Consider the following 16,701-nt stretch of genomic DNA (forward strand, 5'->3'; position numbering starts at 1 on the left):
GTCAATCGGCGTCGCGCAACTCGCTGGAGAGGAACGCAGACAGGCTGACGAGCGTCCCCAGGCCGCCGGTCAAAACGAACATCCACCGTACCCCGATCATCCCGCCAAGCGGAGCAGAGACCAACAGGCCGAAAGGGGCTGCCAATCCCATCATCGTGCCGAGCAGTCCAAGGACACGCCCCTGTAACCGATTGGGAACGGTCGTCTGGATCAAAGCGGTGAACGGCGCGTCGCCCAAGATAAAGAACAGGCCGCTCAACGCCCAGAAGATCGCGGCCAGCAGGAACATGCCGGGCGGCATCAGCGCGGTCAGCGCCATCGTCGCGCAGGACAGGGTGAACCCCCATAGGATCCACGACATCAGCCGCCGGGGTACGATGATCGCGACCATCATGCCGCCGACGATCATGCCAGCCCCGCCAACGCTTTCCAAAAGGGCGACCTGATCCGCTCCACCGCCGAAATGCTGTTTCACCAGCAGCGGCAACAGGGTGAAGGTCGGCATGACGACCAGGACGGTGGCGGTCAGCAGAGCATAGACGCGCAATAGCCGAGGGCTCTGCCAGACGACGCTGGCGCCTTCGCGAAACTCGGCCCAGAAACCGGCCCTTTCGGTGGCCGCATGGTGCTGCGGGATCGTGTAGAACAGGAGTGGCAATATGCCGAGCAGCGCTGTGGCAACGTCGATCCACAGCGCCATGCCGACCGGCATCACCGTGATCGCAATCGCCCCCAGCGGCGCGGCGGCAACGGTCACGATGCCCATCAGCGTCTGGTTCAGCCCGGCGGCGCGGGGGAGGAAATGCCGAGGCACCAGCATCGCCTCGCTGGCGGAGGCGGCGGGCATCTGAAACGCGGTCGCCGCGCTGCGGACGAACATCGCGAGATAGATGTGCCACAAGGCGATATGGCCGCTTAGGAACAGGGCAATCAGGACCACGATGCAGAAGGCCGAGATCAGGTCGGCGACGATCATCAGCATCCGGCGGCTGTAGCGATCTGCGAACGTGCCTCCGACCGGCCCCAGCAGCGCCTGGGGCAGCAGCGCGGCCAGCCCAGCGGTCGCCAGCGCGCCGAGATCGCCGGTCGTGTCGGTGATCCACCAGATCAGCACGAACTGCGTCATCGCCGATCCGATCAGCGACAGCGACTGTCCGGCAAAGATCGACCAGAAGCGCCACTGCCAGCCGGGGCCGGGATCGACGCCCGCCGGTGTCTGTTCCATCGAAATGGTCTGGCTCATAACATCCTGGGCAGGACGTCGGAGGCTCGTCTGCGATCGAGGAAGCGGTGCTTGAGAACGCCCATGACATGCAGCGCGACCAGCGCCAGCAGCGTATAGGCCAGCACCTTGTGCGCGACCGCGAAGACGGCGAAGGCGCGGTCGTTCTTGGGCAGAAGCTCGGGCAGGTCGGTGACGAAGAACGGCACTCCGTCGCTCTGGCTGAACGAGCTGGACATGGCATAGCCCATCACCGGTACGATGATCGCGAGCGCCAGCATCGCATATTGGACGATGCTCGACAGCATGACTTCCCACCGGGCGAGTCCGGCAGGATGATGGGGCAGGGCGGACCGGCTGCGCACGATCAGCGCCACGGCGCCGATCAGGAAGGCCAGCACACCGAACTCCTTGTGGACGGGATACATCCATTCGAACTTGGCGGCCGTGCTGTCGGGCAGCGAAGTCATCGTCCAGCCGAGCGCGATCAACCCCACGATCAGCGCGGCGCGGGTCCAGTGGAGCAGCCGCATCGGCAGGGTATAGCGGTCATGGCGGGTCATCGCGGCGTTCCTTGGGCTTCGGTATCGCCGCCGAGCGCGCGGTAGAGCGCGGCGGCGGCGGTCAGTTGGTCGCGCCGGACAATCAGCGCGGTCTGTTGCGCGGCATAGGTCGCGCGCTGCGCGTCGAGCAGTTCGAGGCGGCTGGTCTGCCCGGCGCGATAGGCGAGATCGGTCAGATTGGCGCGACGTTCGGCCTGGGTGACGACGGCACGCTGTTCTGTCACCTGCCGCCCATAGGTTGCCTGTGCGGCAAGCCCATCGGCGACTTCACGGAAGCCGGTCTGGATCGCCTTTTCATAGCTTGCGACGGCGGTCGATGCACGCAGTCGGGCAAGGTCGAGATTGCCGCGTAGCTCTCCGCCACGAAAGATCGGCAGGCTGATCGCGGGCGAATAGGACCAGGATCGGTTCGCCCCCTGAAACAGGCTGTCGAGCGTCAGGCTGGCGAAACCGAAGGCGGCGGTCAGCGACACGCGCGGAAAGAAGGCCGCGCGCGCCGCGCCGATATCGGCATTGGCGGCGCGCAGATCCTGCTCGGCCTGCGCGATATCTGGGCGGCGGGTCAGCAGGTCGGACGGCGTCCCCACCGCCAGCGCGGTGCGGATCGGTTGTTCCATCAGCGGGGTGGGCGGCAGCAAGTCGCCTGGCAGGGGCGCACCGACGGCCAGCGTCAGCGCGTTGGTCGCCTGCGCCAGTTCGCGCTCGCGCTGCGCCAGATCGGCCTGGGCCTGCCGGACCAGCCCCTCGGCCTGCGCCACATCGGCGCCGCTCGCCTGGCCCGCGTCCCTGCGTAACCGGGTTATGTCGAGCGATGCACGCCAGTCGGCCAATGTCGAGCGGGTCAGCGCCAGTTGCTCGTCCGCCAGCCGCTCGTTCCAATAGGCGTCGGCGACCGCGCCGATCACCGCCAGCCGCACCGCGCGCCGGGCCTCGACCGAGGCGAGCCAGCGGTGGAAGGCCGCCTCGTTCATCGCGCGCAGGCGACCAAACAGGTCGATTTCGAAACTGGTCAGCGCGGCCTGGGCGCTGAACTGACCGAACGTGAAGCCCGTCGCCTCGCCCCCCGGCGTCAGGCCCACACCTGCTCCAGCGACGCCGGCAGGCTGCCGCTGGCGGGTATAGCCGCTCTCGACGTTGAGGCCGGGCAGCGACTGGGCGCGCTGTACGCGCACCTGCGCCCGCGCAGCTTCGGCGTTCAGCGCGGCGATACGCAGGTCGCGATTGGCGTCGAGCGAGAGCGCGATCAGGGTTTGCAGCCGGGGATCGCCGAACATGCGGCGCCATTCGGGCAGCGCCTCGGTGCCGCTCGCGATCGGAAAGGCCGCGGCGACCGGCGGTGTCGGCAGGGTGAGCTTCGGCGTCATCGAACAGGCGGTGGTCGCCAGCAACAGGGGGAGGGGCAGGTATCGCATCGTCATGCCTCCTTGATCCGGCACGCGCGCCAGCGTTCAGCCAGGCCGACCACCACCACGAAGAAGGTCGGCACGAAGATCAGCGCCAGCACGGTGCCGGTGATCATGCCCCCGAACACGCCGGTGCCGATCGCGTGCTGCGTCTCTGCGCTCGCACCTCCCGCCAGCATCAGCGGCACGACGCCCAGCGTGAAGGCCAGGCTGGTCATCACGATCGGGCGCAGGCGCACCCGTGCAGCGGCGATGGCGGCGTCGATCAGGCTGCTGCCCGCCTCGCGATATTGCTTGGCGAACTCGACGATCAGGATCGCGTTCTTGGCGCTCAGACCGATGATGGTGATCAGGCCGACCTTGAAGAAGATGTCGTTCGACATGCCGCGCAGCATCACCGCGGACACCGCGCCGATCAGGCCCAGCGGCACGACCAGCATCACCGCCATCGGGATCGACCAGCTTTCATAGAGGGCGGCCAGCACCAGGAACACGACCAGCATCGACAGCGCCAGCAGCATCGGGGTCTGCGCGCCCGCTTCGCGTTCATGCCGCGACTGGCCGGTCCATTCGATCCCGAAGCCGGGGGGCAGTTCGGCGGCCAGCCGCTCCATCTCGCGCATCGCATCGCCACTGGAAACACCCGGCGCGGCGCTGCCGGTGATGCTGACCGACGGATAGCCGTTATAGGTCGACAGCTGGAGGGGACTATTGCTCCACACCGGTGTGACCAGCTCGGCCAGCGCGACGGTTCCCCCGGCCGCGTTCTTCACGCGTAGCTTCATCACATCGTCCAGGGTCATGCGGTGCGCAGGCTCGGCCTGCACGATCACCTGTTGCAACCGTCCCTTGTTGGGGAAGTCGTTGACATAGCTGCTGCCCAGCGCGGTGCCGATCATGTCGCTGATCGCGGTGAACGACACGCCGAGCGCGCGCGCCTTGGCGCGGTCGATGTCCAGCCGGACGCTGGTGCCGGAGGGGAGGCCCTCGGCATAGACGCCGGTCAGCCTGGGGCTGCGCTGCGCATAGGCGACCAGCATGTCGCGCGCGGTGAACAGCGCATGGCGTCCCTTGCCCGCCCGGTCCTCCAGCCGCAGTGCGAAGCCCGACGAGGTGCCGAGTTCGTCGATGGCGGGGGGCATGACGTTCATCACCTGGCCCTCATGCACGTCCCTGGCCATCGCGGCATCGGCGGCGGCGACTTCCTTGGCGACGTTCGTGCCGCCGCGCTCCTTCCAATCCTTCAACATGGTATAGACCATCGCCGCATTGGGGCCGGAGCCGGAGAAACCGAACCCCAGGATCGACTCGGTCGTCTCGACGCCGGGGCGGGTCGCCATATGCTTTTCCAGCGCCTTGACCGCCGCCAAGGTGCGAGTGGCGGTGGCATCGGCCGGAAGCTGGAAGCTGGTCATGAAGTAACCCTGATCCTCCTCCGGCATGAAGGACGACGGCAGGTTAACGAAGGCGATGGCCAGCATCCCGACGATCGCGACGAAGACCAGCATCATCCGCCCGCTCGCCGTCAGGAACGTCGCGATCCAGCCCTGATAACCGCGTGTCGCCCGCTCGAACTGGCGATCGAACCAGGTGAAGAAGCGGTTCTTGGGGCGCTCCGAGTCCAGTGGCTTGAGCAGCGTGGCGCATAGCGCCGGGGTGAGGGTGAGCGCGAGGAAGGCGGAAAACAGGATCGATACCGCCATCGCCATCGAGAATTGGCGATAGATGGTGCCGACCGATCCGGCCGCCAGTGCCATGGGGATGAACACCGCCGACAGGACCAGCGTGATGCCGATGATCGCGGGCGTGATCTCCTGCATCGCCTTGCGCGTGGCATCGGCGGGCGACAGCTTCTCCTCGTGCATCAGCCGCTCGACATTCTCGACGACGACGATTGCGTCGTCGACGATGATGCCGATCGCCAGCACCATGCCGAACATGGTCAGCACATTGATCGAGTAGCCGGTCGCCAGCATGACCGCGATCGTGCCGAGCAACGCGATCGGCGCGACGATGGCGGGGATCAGCGTGTAGCGAACCTTTTGCAGGAACAGGTACATCACCAGGAAGACGAGCAACATCGCCTCGGCCAGCGTGTGCAGCACCTTCTCGATCGAGATGCGGACGAACGGCGCGGTGTCGAACGGCGCGGACCAGCTCATGCCCGCTGGCAACGCATGGGCAAGCTCGGTCATGCGGGCACGGACCGCCTTTGACGCGGCAACGGCATTGGCACCCGGCGTCAGCTGAATACCGACCGAGGCGGCGAATTTGCCGTTCTCGCGCGTGTCGTTACCGAAGCTCTGCCGGCCCAGTTCGATACGGGCGACCTTATCCAGTGTTACCGATGACCCGTCGGTATTGGCCTTCAGGATGATGCCGGCGAAATCCTCGGGCGTCTTGAGCTGCCCGTCGGCGGTCAGCGGGACCAGCACGCGCTGGCCATGGGCGGTCGGCTCGGCTCCCAGCGCGCCGGGGGCGATTTGGACATTCTGCTCGGCGATCGCTGCGGTTACGTCCGTCGCGGTCAGGCCATATCCGGCGAGCCTGGCGGGATCGATCCAGATGCGCATGGCGCGCTCGGCCGAGAAATTCTGGACGCGCCCGACGCCGGGAATGCGCTTCAACTCGTCGACGATGTTTCGGGTCATGTAATCGGAAAGCTCGACCTCGTCCTGCCGCCCATCGGACAACAGGCTGACGATCATCAGGAAGCCCGACGAAGCGGACTCGACGGTGACGCCGGTCTGGCGGACGACCTGCGGCAGGCGCGGCTCGATGGTCTTCAGCCGGTTCTGCACGTCGACCTGCGCCAGCTCCGGGTCGGTGCCGGGGCGGAAGGTCGCCGTGATCGTCGCCGAGCCCGAGATATCGGCCGAGCTTTCGAAATAGAGCAGGTTCTTCACGCTCGACAGTTCGCGCTGCACCAGCGAGACGACGCTGTCGTTCAGCGTCTGTGGCGTGGCACCGGGATAGCTGGCGTAGATGCTGACCGTCGGCGGCGCGACGCTGGGAAAACGTGCGACCGGCATTTGTGGGATCGCGATGACGCCCATTAGGACGATCGCGATGGCGATGACCCAGGCGAAGACCGGGCGGTTGATGAAGAATTGCGCCATGGCTCAGCCCGCCGCGCCACCACGCCAAGGGCGCTGGTTGACCTGAGTACCGGGCTGGACGCGATCCTGCCCCTCGATGACGACCGTTTCACCGGCGCGCAGGCCCGACACAATGACATAGCGACCATCGACCAACGGGCCGAGCGTGACGCGGCGGATATGCACCCGGTCCTGCCCGTCGACCACGCTGACCTGCGGCGTGCCGTCGCCCGTGCGCGTCACGGCCTGTTGCGGCACGGTCAGCGCGGCTGGCATGGTCGCGCGCGGCAGGCGGGCGCGGACGAACATGCCGGGCAACAGCCGCTCGCCGGGATTGGGCACCTCGACCCGGACCAACGCATCGCCGGTGCCCGGATCAACGGTGATGCCCGAGAACAGGATGTGCCCCTGCGCCGGATGGTTCTGGCCAGAGGCGGTGAGGATCTCGACCGTCCCGGCCGCCGCACCCTTTTCGCGCAATTCGGCAAAGCGTTCGGCCGGCTGTCGAACATCGACATAGACCCGGTCGATCTGCTGGATCGTCGCCAGCGGCGTCGCGTCCGCCGCCGTCACCAGTGCCCCCTCGGTCACATTGGCCGGTCCGATCCGCCCGGCGATCGGCGCGGTCACCCGCGAAAAGCCCAGGTCGATCCGGCGGCGGCGCAGGGTCGCGCGCGCCTCGGCCAGTTCGGCACCGGCCTGCTCGCGTGCGGCGACCGCATCGTCATAGCTTTGGCGGCTGATCGCGTCGGCGGCGACCAGCGGTTTCAGGCGATCGGCCTGGGCACAGGCGCGAGCATAGGCGGCGCTGGCCTTCTGTACGGTCGCCTGGGCCGTGTCGGCATCGGCGCGATAGGGGGCAGGGCTGATCTGAAACAGCATCTGCCCGGCGCGTACCGCCGCGCCCTGTTCGAACAGGCGGCGCTGGACGATGCCGCCAACCTGCGGGCGGATTTCCGCGGTGCGGAACGCCACGACCCGGCCGGGCAGTTCGTCGGTCGCGGTGATCTCGGCCGGCATGACGCGCATGGTCAGCACCGTGACCGGGGCCGCCGGTGCAGCCGGAGCTTCGGCGGAACAGCCGCTGAGCCACGCTGCCATCGGCACAAGGAGTGGCAGCACGGGAAGCGTGCGGCAAACGAGAGGTCGACCCATCATGCCGCCGCCTATCCGCGTGGCTCGTTGCGCCTGCGTCGAGATCATGTGGAGACTATGTGGAGGCGGGCTGGTGGTACACCCGGCGCGGCTGATAGGAACATGGCCATGCCCTGTGGACCCGCCGCATGAACCCGCTCGCGTTGATCGCCGAGGATGACCGCGACATCGCCGAGATCATCCGTGCTTATCTGGAGCGCGAGGGGTTCCGGACCGTCCATGCCGGTGACGGGCGCACCGCGCTGGACCTGCACCTTGCGCTGAAGCCCGATATCCTGCTGCTCGACATCTCGATGCCGATCATCGACGGATGGGGCGTGCTGTCCGAAGTGCGGCGGCGGGGCCATACGCCGGTCGTCGTCACCACTGCGCTGGACCAGGACATCGACAAGCTCCAGGCGCTGCGCATCGGGGCGGACGATTATGTCGTCAAGCCGTTCAACCCGGTCGAGGTGGTCGCGCGCGTCAAGGCGGTGCTGCGCCGGTCGGGCGGGGAGGGGGCGAACGGCATGTTGCGGGTCGGCCCGGTCGAGGTCGACACGACCGCGCATATGGTCCGCACCGAACGCGGCGAGGTGGCACTGACCCTGACCGAGTTCCGTCTGCTCGCCCATATGGCGCGCACGCCGAGCCGGGTGTTCAGTCGTAGCGAGCTGCTCGACGCATGCCTGCCCGGATCGGACGCGCTGGATCGCACGGTCGACAGCCATGTCAGCAAGCTGCGCCGCAAGCTCGATCAGGCGGGGGTGCCCGACATGCCCGAGGGGGTGCGCGGTGTCGGATACCGGCTATGGTCGCGCGGATGAAGAACCGGATCAGCCTGACCCGGCAATTGTCGGTGGCGATGGCGACTTTGGCCTTCGTCGCGGTCGTGGTCAGCACGGCCGCCTTCTACATCGTCTATGGCGTGCTGGAGCGGCTGCGCATCGTCGCGCCGCTGCCACCGGGCGTGGCCGATACCACGGGTCTGGATGTCGGCATCACGCTGGCGGGCTGCGTGATCGGGGTGGTTCTGGCGCTGGCGGTCGCGGTGCGGTTGGCGCGGCGGATCGTGCAGCCGCTCGGCGCGGTGGGCGAGGCGGCGCGCCAGATTGCCGAGGGAGACCTGACGGCCCGGATATCCCCTGTACGTGTCGCGCATGGCGAGGCCGCGCTGCTGATCGCCGATTTCAACGCCATGGCCGACCGGCTGCAACGCATGTCCGACGATGTGAAACTTTGGAACGCGCAGATCGCGCACGAACTGCGCACCCCCCTGACCATCCTGCGCGGGCGGCTTCAGGGGGCCAGGGACGGCGTCTTTCCGCTCGACGACGAACTGGTGGTCGGCCTGATGAAGCAGGTCGAGGGTCTGACCCGATTGGTCGAGGACCTGCGCAGCGTCAGCCTGGCCGAGAGCGGGCGACTGGAACTGGAGGTCGCGAATGTCGATCTGGCTGCCGAGCTGGAGGATATGCGGCCGATCCTGTCATCCATGCTGTCGCCAGCGGGTTTCGAACTGGAGATGACGTTGGAGACCGGGGTCGTCTGGGCCGATGCGGCGCGCATTCGACAGGCGGTGATCGCACTTGTCGACAATGCGCGCCGCCATGCCGATCCATGCACCCTGCGGATCGAGGTCGATTTTACCGGGGACAAGGCGACGATCACGGTCATGGACAAAGGCCCGGGACTTGCCCCCGAGCTCGAGGGCAGCGCATTTCGCCAGTTCGTACGAGGCACTGGAAATTCCGGTGGATCGGGACTTGGCCTTTCCGTCGTTCACGCTATCGCCCGAGCTCATGGCGGTGACGCTATCTATCAGAGGACCAAGGACCGATCCTTGTTTCGTATTCTCCTGCCGCTGCCGACAGCTTGACAGGGATTGATCGCGATCCAGCCATTGCAGACAAGACACGCGCACTACTCTTCCGGGTGTCGAGCCCAACGCGAATGAAGGGCTGAAATCTGGGGGCTGGTTTCGACACCAGATGACCGCAATTGGGCTTCCGATTGGTAGAATGGGCTATGGCAAAGCCGGGCTTCTCCATCACGTCGAGCGAGCGCCCTTGCATCAGGGAAGCTTGCGGCTGATGTAACGGTTATTCCGGACTCCTATGCGAGACGTCCATGCGCCTGATCGCCATCGAAGAACATGTCCTGCCGCAAAATGTCTGTGACGCCTGGGCGTCAGCGCCGCCTCCACATGATCCCGTATCTGCGATCGCAGACGGGGGTGTAACGGGCGAGCGTCTGGCCGACCTAGGTGCTGGCCGTCTGGCACTGATGGACGAGCAGGGCGTCGACGTCCAGGTGTTGTCCCTGACCACGCCGGGCCTCCACAATCTCGAGCCTGGACCAGCGGTGGAGGCTGCCCGGCGCGTCAACGATCTCATCGCCGAGGCATGTGCGCGTCATCCCACCCGCTTTCAGGGTTTCGCGGCCCTCCCGACATCCGATCCGGACGCCGCCCCCCGCGAGCTGGAGCGCGCGGTGAAAGAACTCGGGCTGAAGGGCGCGCTGCTTTGTGGCCGGACACGCGACCGGCACCTCGACCATATGGCGCTGCGGCCGATGCTGAGGAAAGCCGCAGAACTGGGCGTCCCTCTGTTCATCCATCCCCAAACGCCAGCACCGGACGTACGCGCGTCCAATTACTCCGGGATCAGCGACAGGGCGGATCTCGCACTCGCCGCGTTCGGTCTTGGCTGGCACTATGAGGCAGGATTGGAATGGGTCAGACTGGCGGCGGCGGGTGTCTTCGACGAACTGCCGGAGCTTCAGATCATCCTTGGTCATTGGGGCGAGGTGGTGCTGTTCTATCTCGAGCGGACGTCGGCCGTGATGAGCCGAGCGCTCGAACTCGACCGATCGCTGCATGAATATGCGCGCAGCAACCTTTACGTCACCGGCAGCGGCATGTGGAGCGACGCCTATCTGCGGCAGTGCCTGGAGATCGTCGGCCCGGATCGTCTGCTGTTCTCGACCGACTTCCCATATCAGTACCGACCGGGCGGCGAGCCACTTCGCTTTCTGGAAACCGTCGACCTCGACGACACGGCGCGCCGTGGTTTTGCCTTCGCAAATTGGGAGCGTCTGACGGGGGCAAAAGCGGCTTAGGTTCGATCGTCAGCTCGCTCCCCTCAGAATGCCTACCGAGCGGGAGGCTACTCTAGGAAAGCCGCCCGCTTGCTCTATATCGCCGATATCGCGTCGGTGACGGGTCCACCGTTACCCCTTTATCGCGGGAGTAGCGCTACCCTGTCATTACCGTGCGGTGGCACGGCGACAGGAACCTGCCTTGGCTCGATCGATGCCGAAAGAGCCGCAATATACCGGCAAACTAAAATAGATTGTTAATCAGGAGATGGGATATAGGTTGCTAATCTCAATGCCGTGATAGGGCCCCCTTGATCTTCTTCCTATTGCCTTATTCCGCTTACCTTCTGGCGGTGTCCATCGGCATCTGCCTGACGTCGGGCTGGTTGGTGGCGCTGCTTACGGCCGAAATTCGTCATGCCCGGACCAGCCACATTGGCTGGCGCGATGGAGGGCTGGCCCTGGCCGCAGGGTTGGGGGTGTGGTCGACCCACTTCAGCGCGATGACCGCCTATCGACCAGATTTGATCCTGACCTATGCACCGCATCGCACCGCGCTGTCTGCTATGGTGGGGATCCTCATGGTCGGCGTGCCCATCGCGGCCCTTGCCAAGGTACAGCACCTAGGCACGAAGATCGCGCTTGCCGTGACGGCGGGTTTCGGGATCTGGTGTATGCATGCCGTCGGTCTGTCCGCGCTGATCGATTGCAATCACCAGTTTTCGACCATGACCAACCTGATCGGTGGGCTGATCGGTACGGCGATCCTGATCAGCTGGCAAATCCGTGATACACGGAGTTTTCCACGGCTGGCGACTGGCATCTCATTTGTCGGCGCGGTGTGCGCTATCCATTTTATCAGCTTGGCTGGCGACATCGTCAACGCGCGGCTGGCGATCGTCCAGGGCAGCGCCATGTCGCCGGGCCTCGTCGCGGCGTGCACGGCCTTTGCCGTCTCGATCGCCTGTCTGGGCGGCGTTCTATCTGCCTCGCAGGCGCGATTGCGACGCGAGCGGGAAGCGCAGACGCTCAAGGCGGTGATCGAGAGCATTTCTGACGGCTTGGTCTTTATCGACAAGGCAGGGCGTGTTCGCCAGTATAACCAGCGCTTCCTGACCCTGTTCGATACGCCGCCCGAGGCGCTGCGAACTGGCGTGACCATCGACACCTTTCTCGACACTATTGCACGATACCGAAACTGGCATCCCGGCAAACGGTCCATTGTTGACCAGTCAATGAAGGCGTGGGTTCAGTTCGGTGAGCTTTTCGACCGCGAGTGTGAAATGGAGGACGGCCGAACCTATGTCGTACGGTGCCGCCCGGTGATCAGACAGGGCGTGGTCCTTACATTCAATGACGTGACCTCCGAAAGGCAGGCCAGCCGCGAGTTGAGTTTTCACGCGCATCATGACGTCCTGACCAATCTCGGCAACCGCCGGGCGCTTCAGGATCACGTCGCGGCCATGATCGGCAAGGCCGCGACGTTCAGCCTGCTTCTGATCGATCTTGATGAATTCAAGGAGATCAACGACACATTTGGCCATGGCATAGGCGATAAGCTCCTGATCCATTGTGCGGCCGTCCTGCATCGCCTGGTCAGCTCGGAAAGCTTCGTTGCTCGGATGGGCGGCGACGAGATGGCTATCGTGATGGCCTTGCCGATCGGCGAGGCAAGGACGTTCGCCCAGACGGTCGTCACCGAGATATCCAATCCCGTCATCATTGACGGCTATCGCCTCCAGCCGGGATGCAGCATCGGTGTAGCGGAGTGGGAAGCCGGGCTGTCGGGTGAGGAATTGATGAGGCGTGCCGACCTCGCCCTCTACGACGCGAAACGGGCGGGCCGTCGTCGCGCTCACTGTTATGAGCACGCCATGACAGAAGCGCTCCTCCAGCGACAGGAGATCGTTGACGGCCTCCATAGCGCCGTGAAAGACGGGGGCTTCCGCCTGGCCTTTCAACCGATCGCCGACCTCGCCTCCGGCATCACCTGCGGCTATGAGGCACTGCTGCGATGGCAACATCCCGTTCGGGGATGGATTTCGCCTGATATATTCATTCCCATCGCTGAGGACTCAGGCCTGATCGACGAAATCGGGCGGTGGGTGATCGCGGAAGCATGTCGACACCTGGCGGGTTGGTCGCCGCATCTGTATGTAGCGGTCAACGTTTCTGCCGCGCAGCTGGCATCGGATGCCTTGCTCGACCACCTCACACAGGCCGTCATAGCTAATGGCTTGGCGGCTGAGCGGCTGGAAATCGAAATCACCGAGACGGCGCTGATCCACGACGCTGCCAAGGTCGCAGGCCGGTTGGAGCGTATTCGGAAACTCGGCTTCAAAATCGCACTGGATGATTTCGGGACCGGGCAATCGTCGCTGTCCCATCTTCGTGATCTGAGCTTTGACCGGATCAAGATCGATCGCAGCTTCGTGCTGCGCGCGGCGAGCGATCCGCGCTCGATGGCGGTGCTGCGGGCGACGGTTGCGCTCGGACGCGAGCTGGGTGTCGTTACCCATGCCGAGGGGGTCGAAACGCCGGAACAACTCGCATTGTGTCGGGAAATCGGCTGCGATGCTCTACAGGGTTATCATATCGGCCGTCCCCTCATCCCGCTGGTCGACATGGGCACGCCATACTATGTCCATACCAATATGGTGGCCTGACCGTAGCCTGCGCGGCGGATCATGACGCTCGAAAGGCGGGGTAAATGGGCCTGACAGCCGCGACGGCGACGATCGGCATGATTTCATGGTTCGAAATCCTGCACACTGCGCAGCGTTCGTGCCGTTCGTCGCGGCCAATCGCTCGTTGACGAGCGACGTATCGCTCATTTCGAAGTTGGATGAATGGCAGAAGTCGGGTGGGCCAAACCAGCACCAGAACGACCGAATATGGGTCGATGCCCCGCAACCTGCCCGCCGTGGAGGTGACGAGTCTCATCCGTCACGAACAGCCAAGGCACATCGCGAACTTCGACGGAAGCAACAGGTCGAGCACGGTTTCCGGGCAGTGTGGCCAGGCTGTGCTGTCGCCAATCTAGTCATAGGCCTGGGTTCGTGACCAAGGTGTGTCTGCCGGCAGCAACGGGATCATAGAGCGATTTCAGGCGGATGACCGTCTCGATTTGTCCGAAGGGCGGCAATCAACCGCACTCCGACCGTCAAGAGCGCACCACTTTCCGGCCAAGCCCAATTCAGCCTTGCACCGATGGACAGGGGCGATGGTGCGCTCAGGCCTGTTCCGTCCGATCATGTCCGATCAGCCGCCGCATGGCTTCCACAATCTCGATATGATCCACCGGCTTGGGGTAGAATTCGACCCGTTCGGGCAGCTCGACGCTCTCTCGCGTGAAATACGCCGCGGTCAGGATGATTTCGATCGGCGGCCAGCGTTTGCGGATCGCCGCTGCGATCTCGATGCCTTTGCGACTGCGCGGCATGTCGAGGTCCATATAGACCAAGCGGATGTCCAGACGCTCTTCGAGAAGCCGAATGGCGTCGGCGCTGCTCAGCGCCTCGACGGCTTCGAAGCCGGCCTGCTCGACCATGCTGATCGCATCGAGCCGCAGGATCGGCTCGTCTTCGACGACCAGCACCGGCCAGCGCATGATAGGTTGAGACTGTCCCATGTCGTCAGGTTACGCGTTACGCCTCTTGAACTTGGTAAAGGGGGGCAGTGGCCTCCATCGTGAGGCCCTGGGCTTCGTAGCGCAGCTTAACGCCCCCGGAGCCGCTTAGACCCATACGAATGATCCGCGAGCCGAAACCCTTGCGCGTCGGTTCGACCGCAGGCGGGCCACCTCGCTCGGCCCAGCCCAGATGGAGCACGTCCTGATCGCCCTCGCGGTGGACCGCCCAGTTCACTGTGACCTTGCCGTCCGACACCGTCAGCGCGCCATATTTGGCGGCATTGGTCGCGAGTTCGTGCAGCATGAGGGTCAGCGCCAAGGTCGCGCGTGGCCCGATCGTGACTTCGGGTCCGGCCAGCGTGAAGCGATCCTCGCCGAATGTCTCCAGCGCGCCGCGCGCGACATCGCCCAGCTTCGCCGCCGACCAATGGTCGTGGGTCAGCGCGTCATGCGCGGAAGCGAGCGCACCCAGCCGCTTGCCGAACGCGGCGACCGCCTCCCGATCCTCTGCCTTGCCGAGCGTCTGGTTGGCGATCGCCTGCACGACGCTCATCGTGTTCTTGATGCGATGCGCCAGTTCGCCGTTGAGGAGCTGCTGCTGTTCGCGTGATTTCTGAAGCTCGGTGTGGTCACGCGACACCGACAGGATGCGCGCCACCTCGCCATCGGGGCCTGGGATCGGCGATACGGATACGGACCAGTGTTTCGGTGTGCCGAGATACGTGTCGGCCGGCGTTTCGAAATGCGTCGTGATGCCCCGTTTCGCCGCTTCCAGCGCCTCGCGGGCTTGTCTCGGGCCGTCTTCCCTCAACAGGTCCGGCCACGGACATCCGCGGACCGCATTGAAGTCGCTGATCTCCATCACCTCCATGCCGCCTTCGCTCATGAACGAAAGCGTGCCGTCCAGTTCGACGACCTTGATGCAATCGGTGGACGCGGCAAGGACGCTGCGCATGAAGGTCGCGGTTTCTCGCACGTCCTTCTCGGCGCGACGCCGTTCGAGTGCGGCGCGGGTCCGATTGGCGGCGTCGGCGATGAACGCCAACTCCTTGGGCGTCCAGTCACGAGTGGTATCCGAATTGATGTAGAGGACGGCAACCGTTCGCCCCTTCTCCACGATCGGCCGGTTGACCAGGCTACGGACCGCCAGCTTCTCCAGCGCTATCGTATTGGGCAATGTACGGGAATCGAGACGGATGTCGGGAATGACGACGGTGCGACCCTGGCGAAGGTCGTCCGCATAACCCCCGTAGTCATCCATATGATAGGTGCCAGCGAGGCTCGGATAGCCTTCGGCCGTCCAATCGTTCGGCACCGTGAAGGTCTCTCCGTCCTCTGCAAGAGTGCCGTACCCGACGCGGCCGACATCGAGCGTGCGTCCGATGATCGCCGCCGCCGCACGCACGACTTCGTCCGGATCGCCGATGGCCAGCAACACCCGACCAAGTTCCGCCAGGGCTTCGCGCCGTCGTTCCGACTGGATGCGTTCGGTGACCTCGAGGAACAATATGGTGAACCGATCGGCTCCGGCGGGCTGGCATATGCCGTCATACCAACGTTCGAGATTGCCCACCTGGCGCGTGAACCGTATCGCCTCGCCCGTCTCCACGACGCGGGCGATCTCTGTCACCCATTCATCCTCGACGCCGGGAAAGACCTCCCGGATCGTCCGTCCGACCGCGCAGCCATGTTCGACACCGACCAGATCGTACCAGGCGTTGTTGACCTCGTCGTAGCGCCAGTCGACGATCCGGCCCGCGCCATCGCGCATAACCTCGCCAAGGACAAAGCCCTCTTCCAGCGTCTCGAACAGGTCGCGCCATTTCGCGTCGTTGACCGAGAGCTCGTCCACCGAGCGATCGCGTTCTCGCTGGGCGGTCACGCGTGCCGTGCTCTCCGACGTGACGTTCAGCAGGCCCACGACCTTGCCCTCGTCATCCCGCACTGGCGAGTAGGCGAAATCGTACCACGTCTCTTCGGGAAAGCCGTTACGCGTCATGGTCAAGGGCTGGTCGCGGAATGCGACGCTCTCGCCTGCGAAGACGCGGTCGATCAGCGGTTCGATGTCATACCAGAGTTCCGGCCACACCTTGATGGTCGGTCGCCCGAGCGCGCCGGGATGGCGGGTGCCGAGGATAGGAGCATAGCCGTCATTGTAGAGGAGGATGCGTTCGCTACCCCAGATCAAACACATGGGATGCAGCGACGCCAGCATCGTATCGACCGTGATCCGCAACGAAGCCGGCCAAGTGCTGCGCGCTCCCAGCGGACTATTGCTCCAGACATGTCCAGCAACCAGCTCGGCCATGCGCGGTGTGGCGTGATCGGCGTCCGTTACCATTCTTGCCGTCGCTTCCTTGAGCCTTATGTCCGACATCTCCCGCCCCCACGGCAGGCCAAATTATACGTTTATAAGATGAAGCAGAGAAAGGGAACCGGACGCTGGAAGGTTCCCTGCGTTTCTGTGCCCTGACGGCTGGACAACATGGCATACCCCGCATTGCGGCTATTGCCCTCCGTCGTGCAGAAGGTCGCCATCGCGCTTTCTCCA

At 64.8% G+C, this 16,701-nt stretch carries 11 protein-coding genes; 4 read left to right on the plus strand and 7 right to left on the minus strand.

Annotation, left to right across the window (positions count from 1 at the left end):
- Nucleotide 1 precedes the first annotated feature (1 nt).
- The 5 genes from U1703_RS14915 to U1703_RS14935 are packed head-to-tail and all read right to left on the minus strand — an operon-like array spanning nt 2 to nt 7,387.
- Entirely contained in the window at nt 2–1,243 is a 1,242-nt protein-coding gene (locus tag U1703_RS14915; RefSeq protein ID WP_332786309.1) for an MFS transporter, read from the minus strand.
- Nucleotides 1,240–1,785 (minus strand): cytochrome b, encoded by a 546-nt coding sequence (locus U1703_RS14920; protein ID WP_332786310.1) that lies wholly within the window; start codon nt 1,783–1,785, stop codon nt 1,240–1,242. The genes U1703_RS14915 and U1703_RS14920 overlap by 4 nt, the downstream gene beginning before the upstream one ends.
- The gene (locus U1703_RS14925; protein ID WP_332786311.1) at nt 1,782–3,197 is read right to left on the minus strand and encodes an efflux transporter outer membrane subunit; all 1,416 of its coding nucleotides are present in this window, start codon (nt 3,195–3,197) and stop codon (nt 1,782–1,784) included. The genes U1703_RS14920 and U1703_RS14925 overlap by 4 nt, the downstream gene beginning before the upstream one ends.
- 2 nt (nt 3,198–3,199) lie before the next feature.
- Nucleotides 3,200–6,307: a multidrug efflux RND transporter permease subunit gene (locus tag U1703_RS14930; protein ID WP_332786312.1), complete on the minus strand. Its 3,108-nt coding sequence runs from the start codon at nt 6,305–6,307 to the stop codon at nt 3,200–3,202.
- 3 nt (nt 6,308–6,310) lie between these two features.
- Nucleotides 6,311–7,387, minus strand: a complete 1,077-nt coding sequence (locus tag U1703_RS14935) for an efflux RND transporter periplasmic adaptor subunit (RefSeq protein ID WP_332786313.1) — start codon at nt 7,385–7,387, stop codon at nt 6,311–6,313.
- A gap of 182 nt (nt 7,388–7,569) precedes the next feature.
- On the opposite strand from U1703_RS14935, the gene U1703_RS14940 reads away from it, so the two are divergent.
- From U1703_RS14940 to U1703_RS14955, 4 genes are all read left to right on the plus strand, one after another.
- The gene (locus U1703_RS14940) at nt 7,570–8,247 is read left to right on the plus strand and encodes a response regulator (RefSeq protein WP_332786314.1); all 678 of its coding nucleotides are present in this window, start codon (nt 7,570–7,572) and stop codon (nt 8,245–8,247) included.
- Nucleotides 8,232–9,299, plus strand: a complete 1,068-nt coding sequence (locus U1703_RS14945) for an ATP-binding protein (RefSeq protein WP_332786315.1) — start codon at nt 8,232–8,234, stop codon at nt 9,297–9,299. Before U1703_RS14940 ends, U1703_RS14945 begins: the two co-directional genes overlap by 16 nt.
- Nucleotides 9,300–9,550: 251 nt before the next feature.
- Entirely contained in the window at nt 9,551–10,540 is a 990-nt protein-coding gene (locus U1703_RS14950; protein ID WP_332786316.1) for an amidohydrolase family protein, read from the plus strand.
- A gap of 290 nt (nt 10,541–10,830) precedes the next feature.
- Nucleotides 10,831–13,185, plus strand: a complete 2,355-nt coding sequence (locus U1703_RS14955; protein WP_332786317.1) for a bifunctional diguanylate cyclase/phosphodiesterase — start codon at nt 10,831–10,833, stop codon at nt 13,183–13,185.
- A gap of 566 nt (nt 13,186–13,751) precedes the next feature.
- Here the strand turns inward: U1703_RS14955 and U1703_RS14960 are convergent.
- Both U1703_RS14960 and U1703_RS14965 read right to left on the minus strand, forming a co-directional pair.
- On the minus strand, nt 13,752–14,129 hold the full coding sequence (locus U1703_RS14960) for a response regulator (RefSeq protein WP_332786318.1): 378 nt from the start codon (nt 14,127–14,129) through the stop codon (nt 13,752–13,754).
- Between the two features lie 37 nt (nt 14,130–14,166).
- Nucleotides 14,167–16,491, minus strand: coding sequence for a PAS domain-containing sensor histidine kinase (locus tag U1703_RS14965; RefSeq protein ID WP_332786319.1), 2,325 nt, complete (start codon nt 16,489–16,491; stop codon nt 14,167–14,169).
- Nucleotides 16,492–16,701 lie beyond the last annotated feature (210 nt).

Origin of the sequence: Sphingomonas flavida (genome assembly GCF_036663655.1) — a bacterium.
Lineage (GTDB): Bacteria > Pseudomonadota > Alphaproteobacteria > Sphingomonadales > Sphingomonadaceae > Sphingomonas.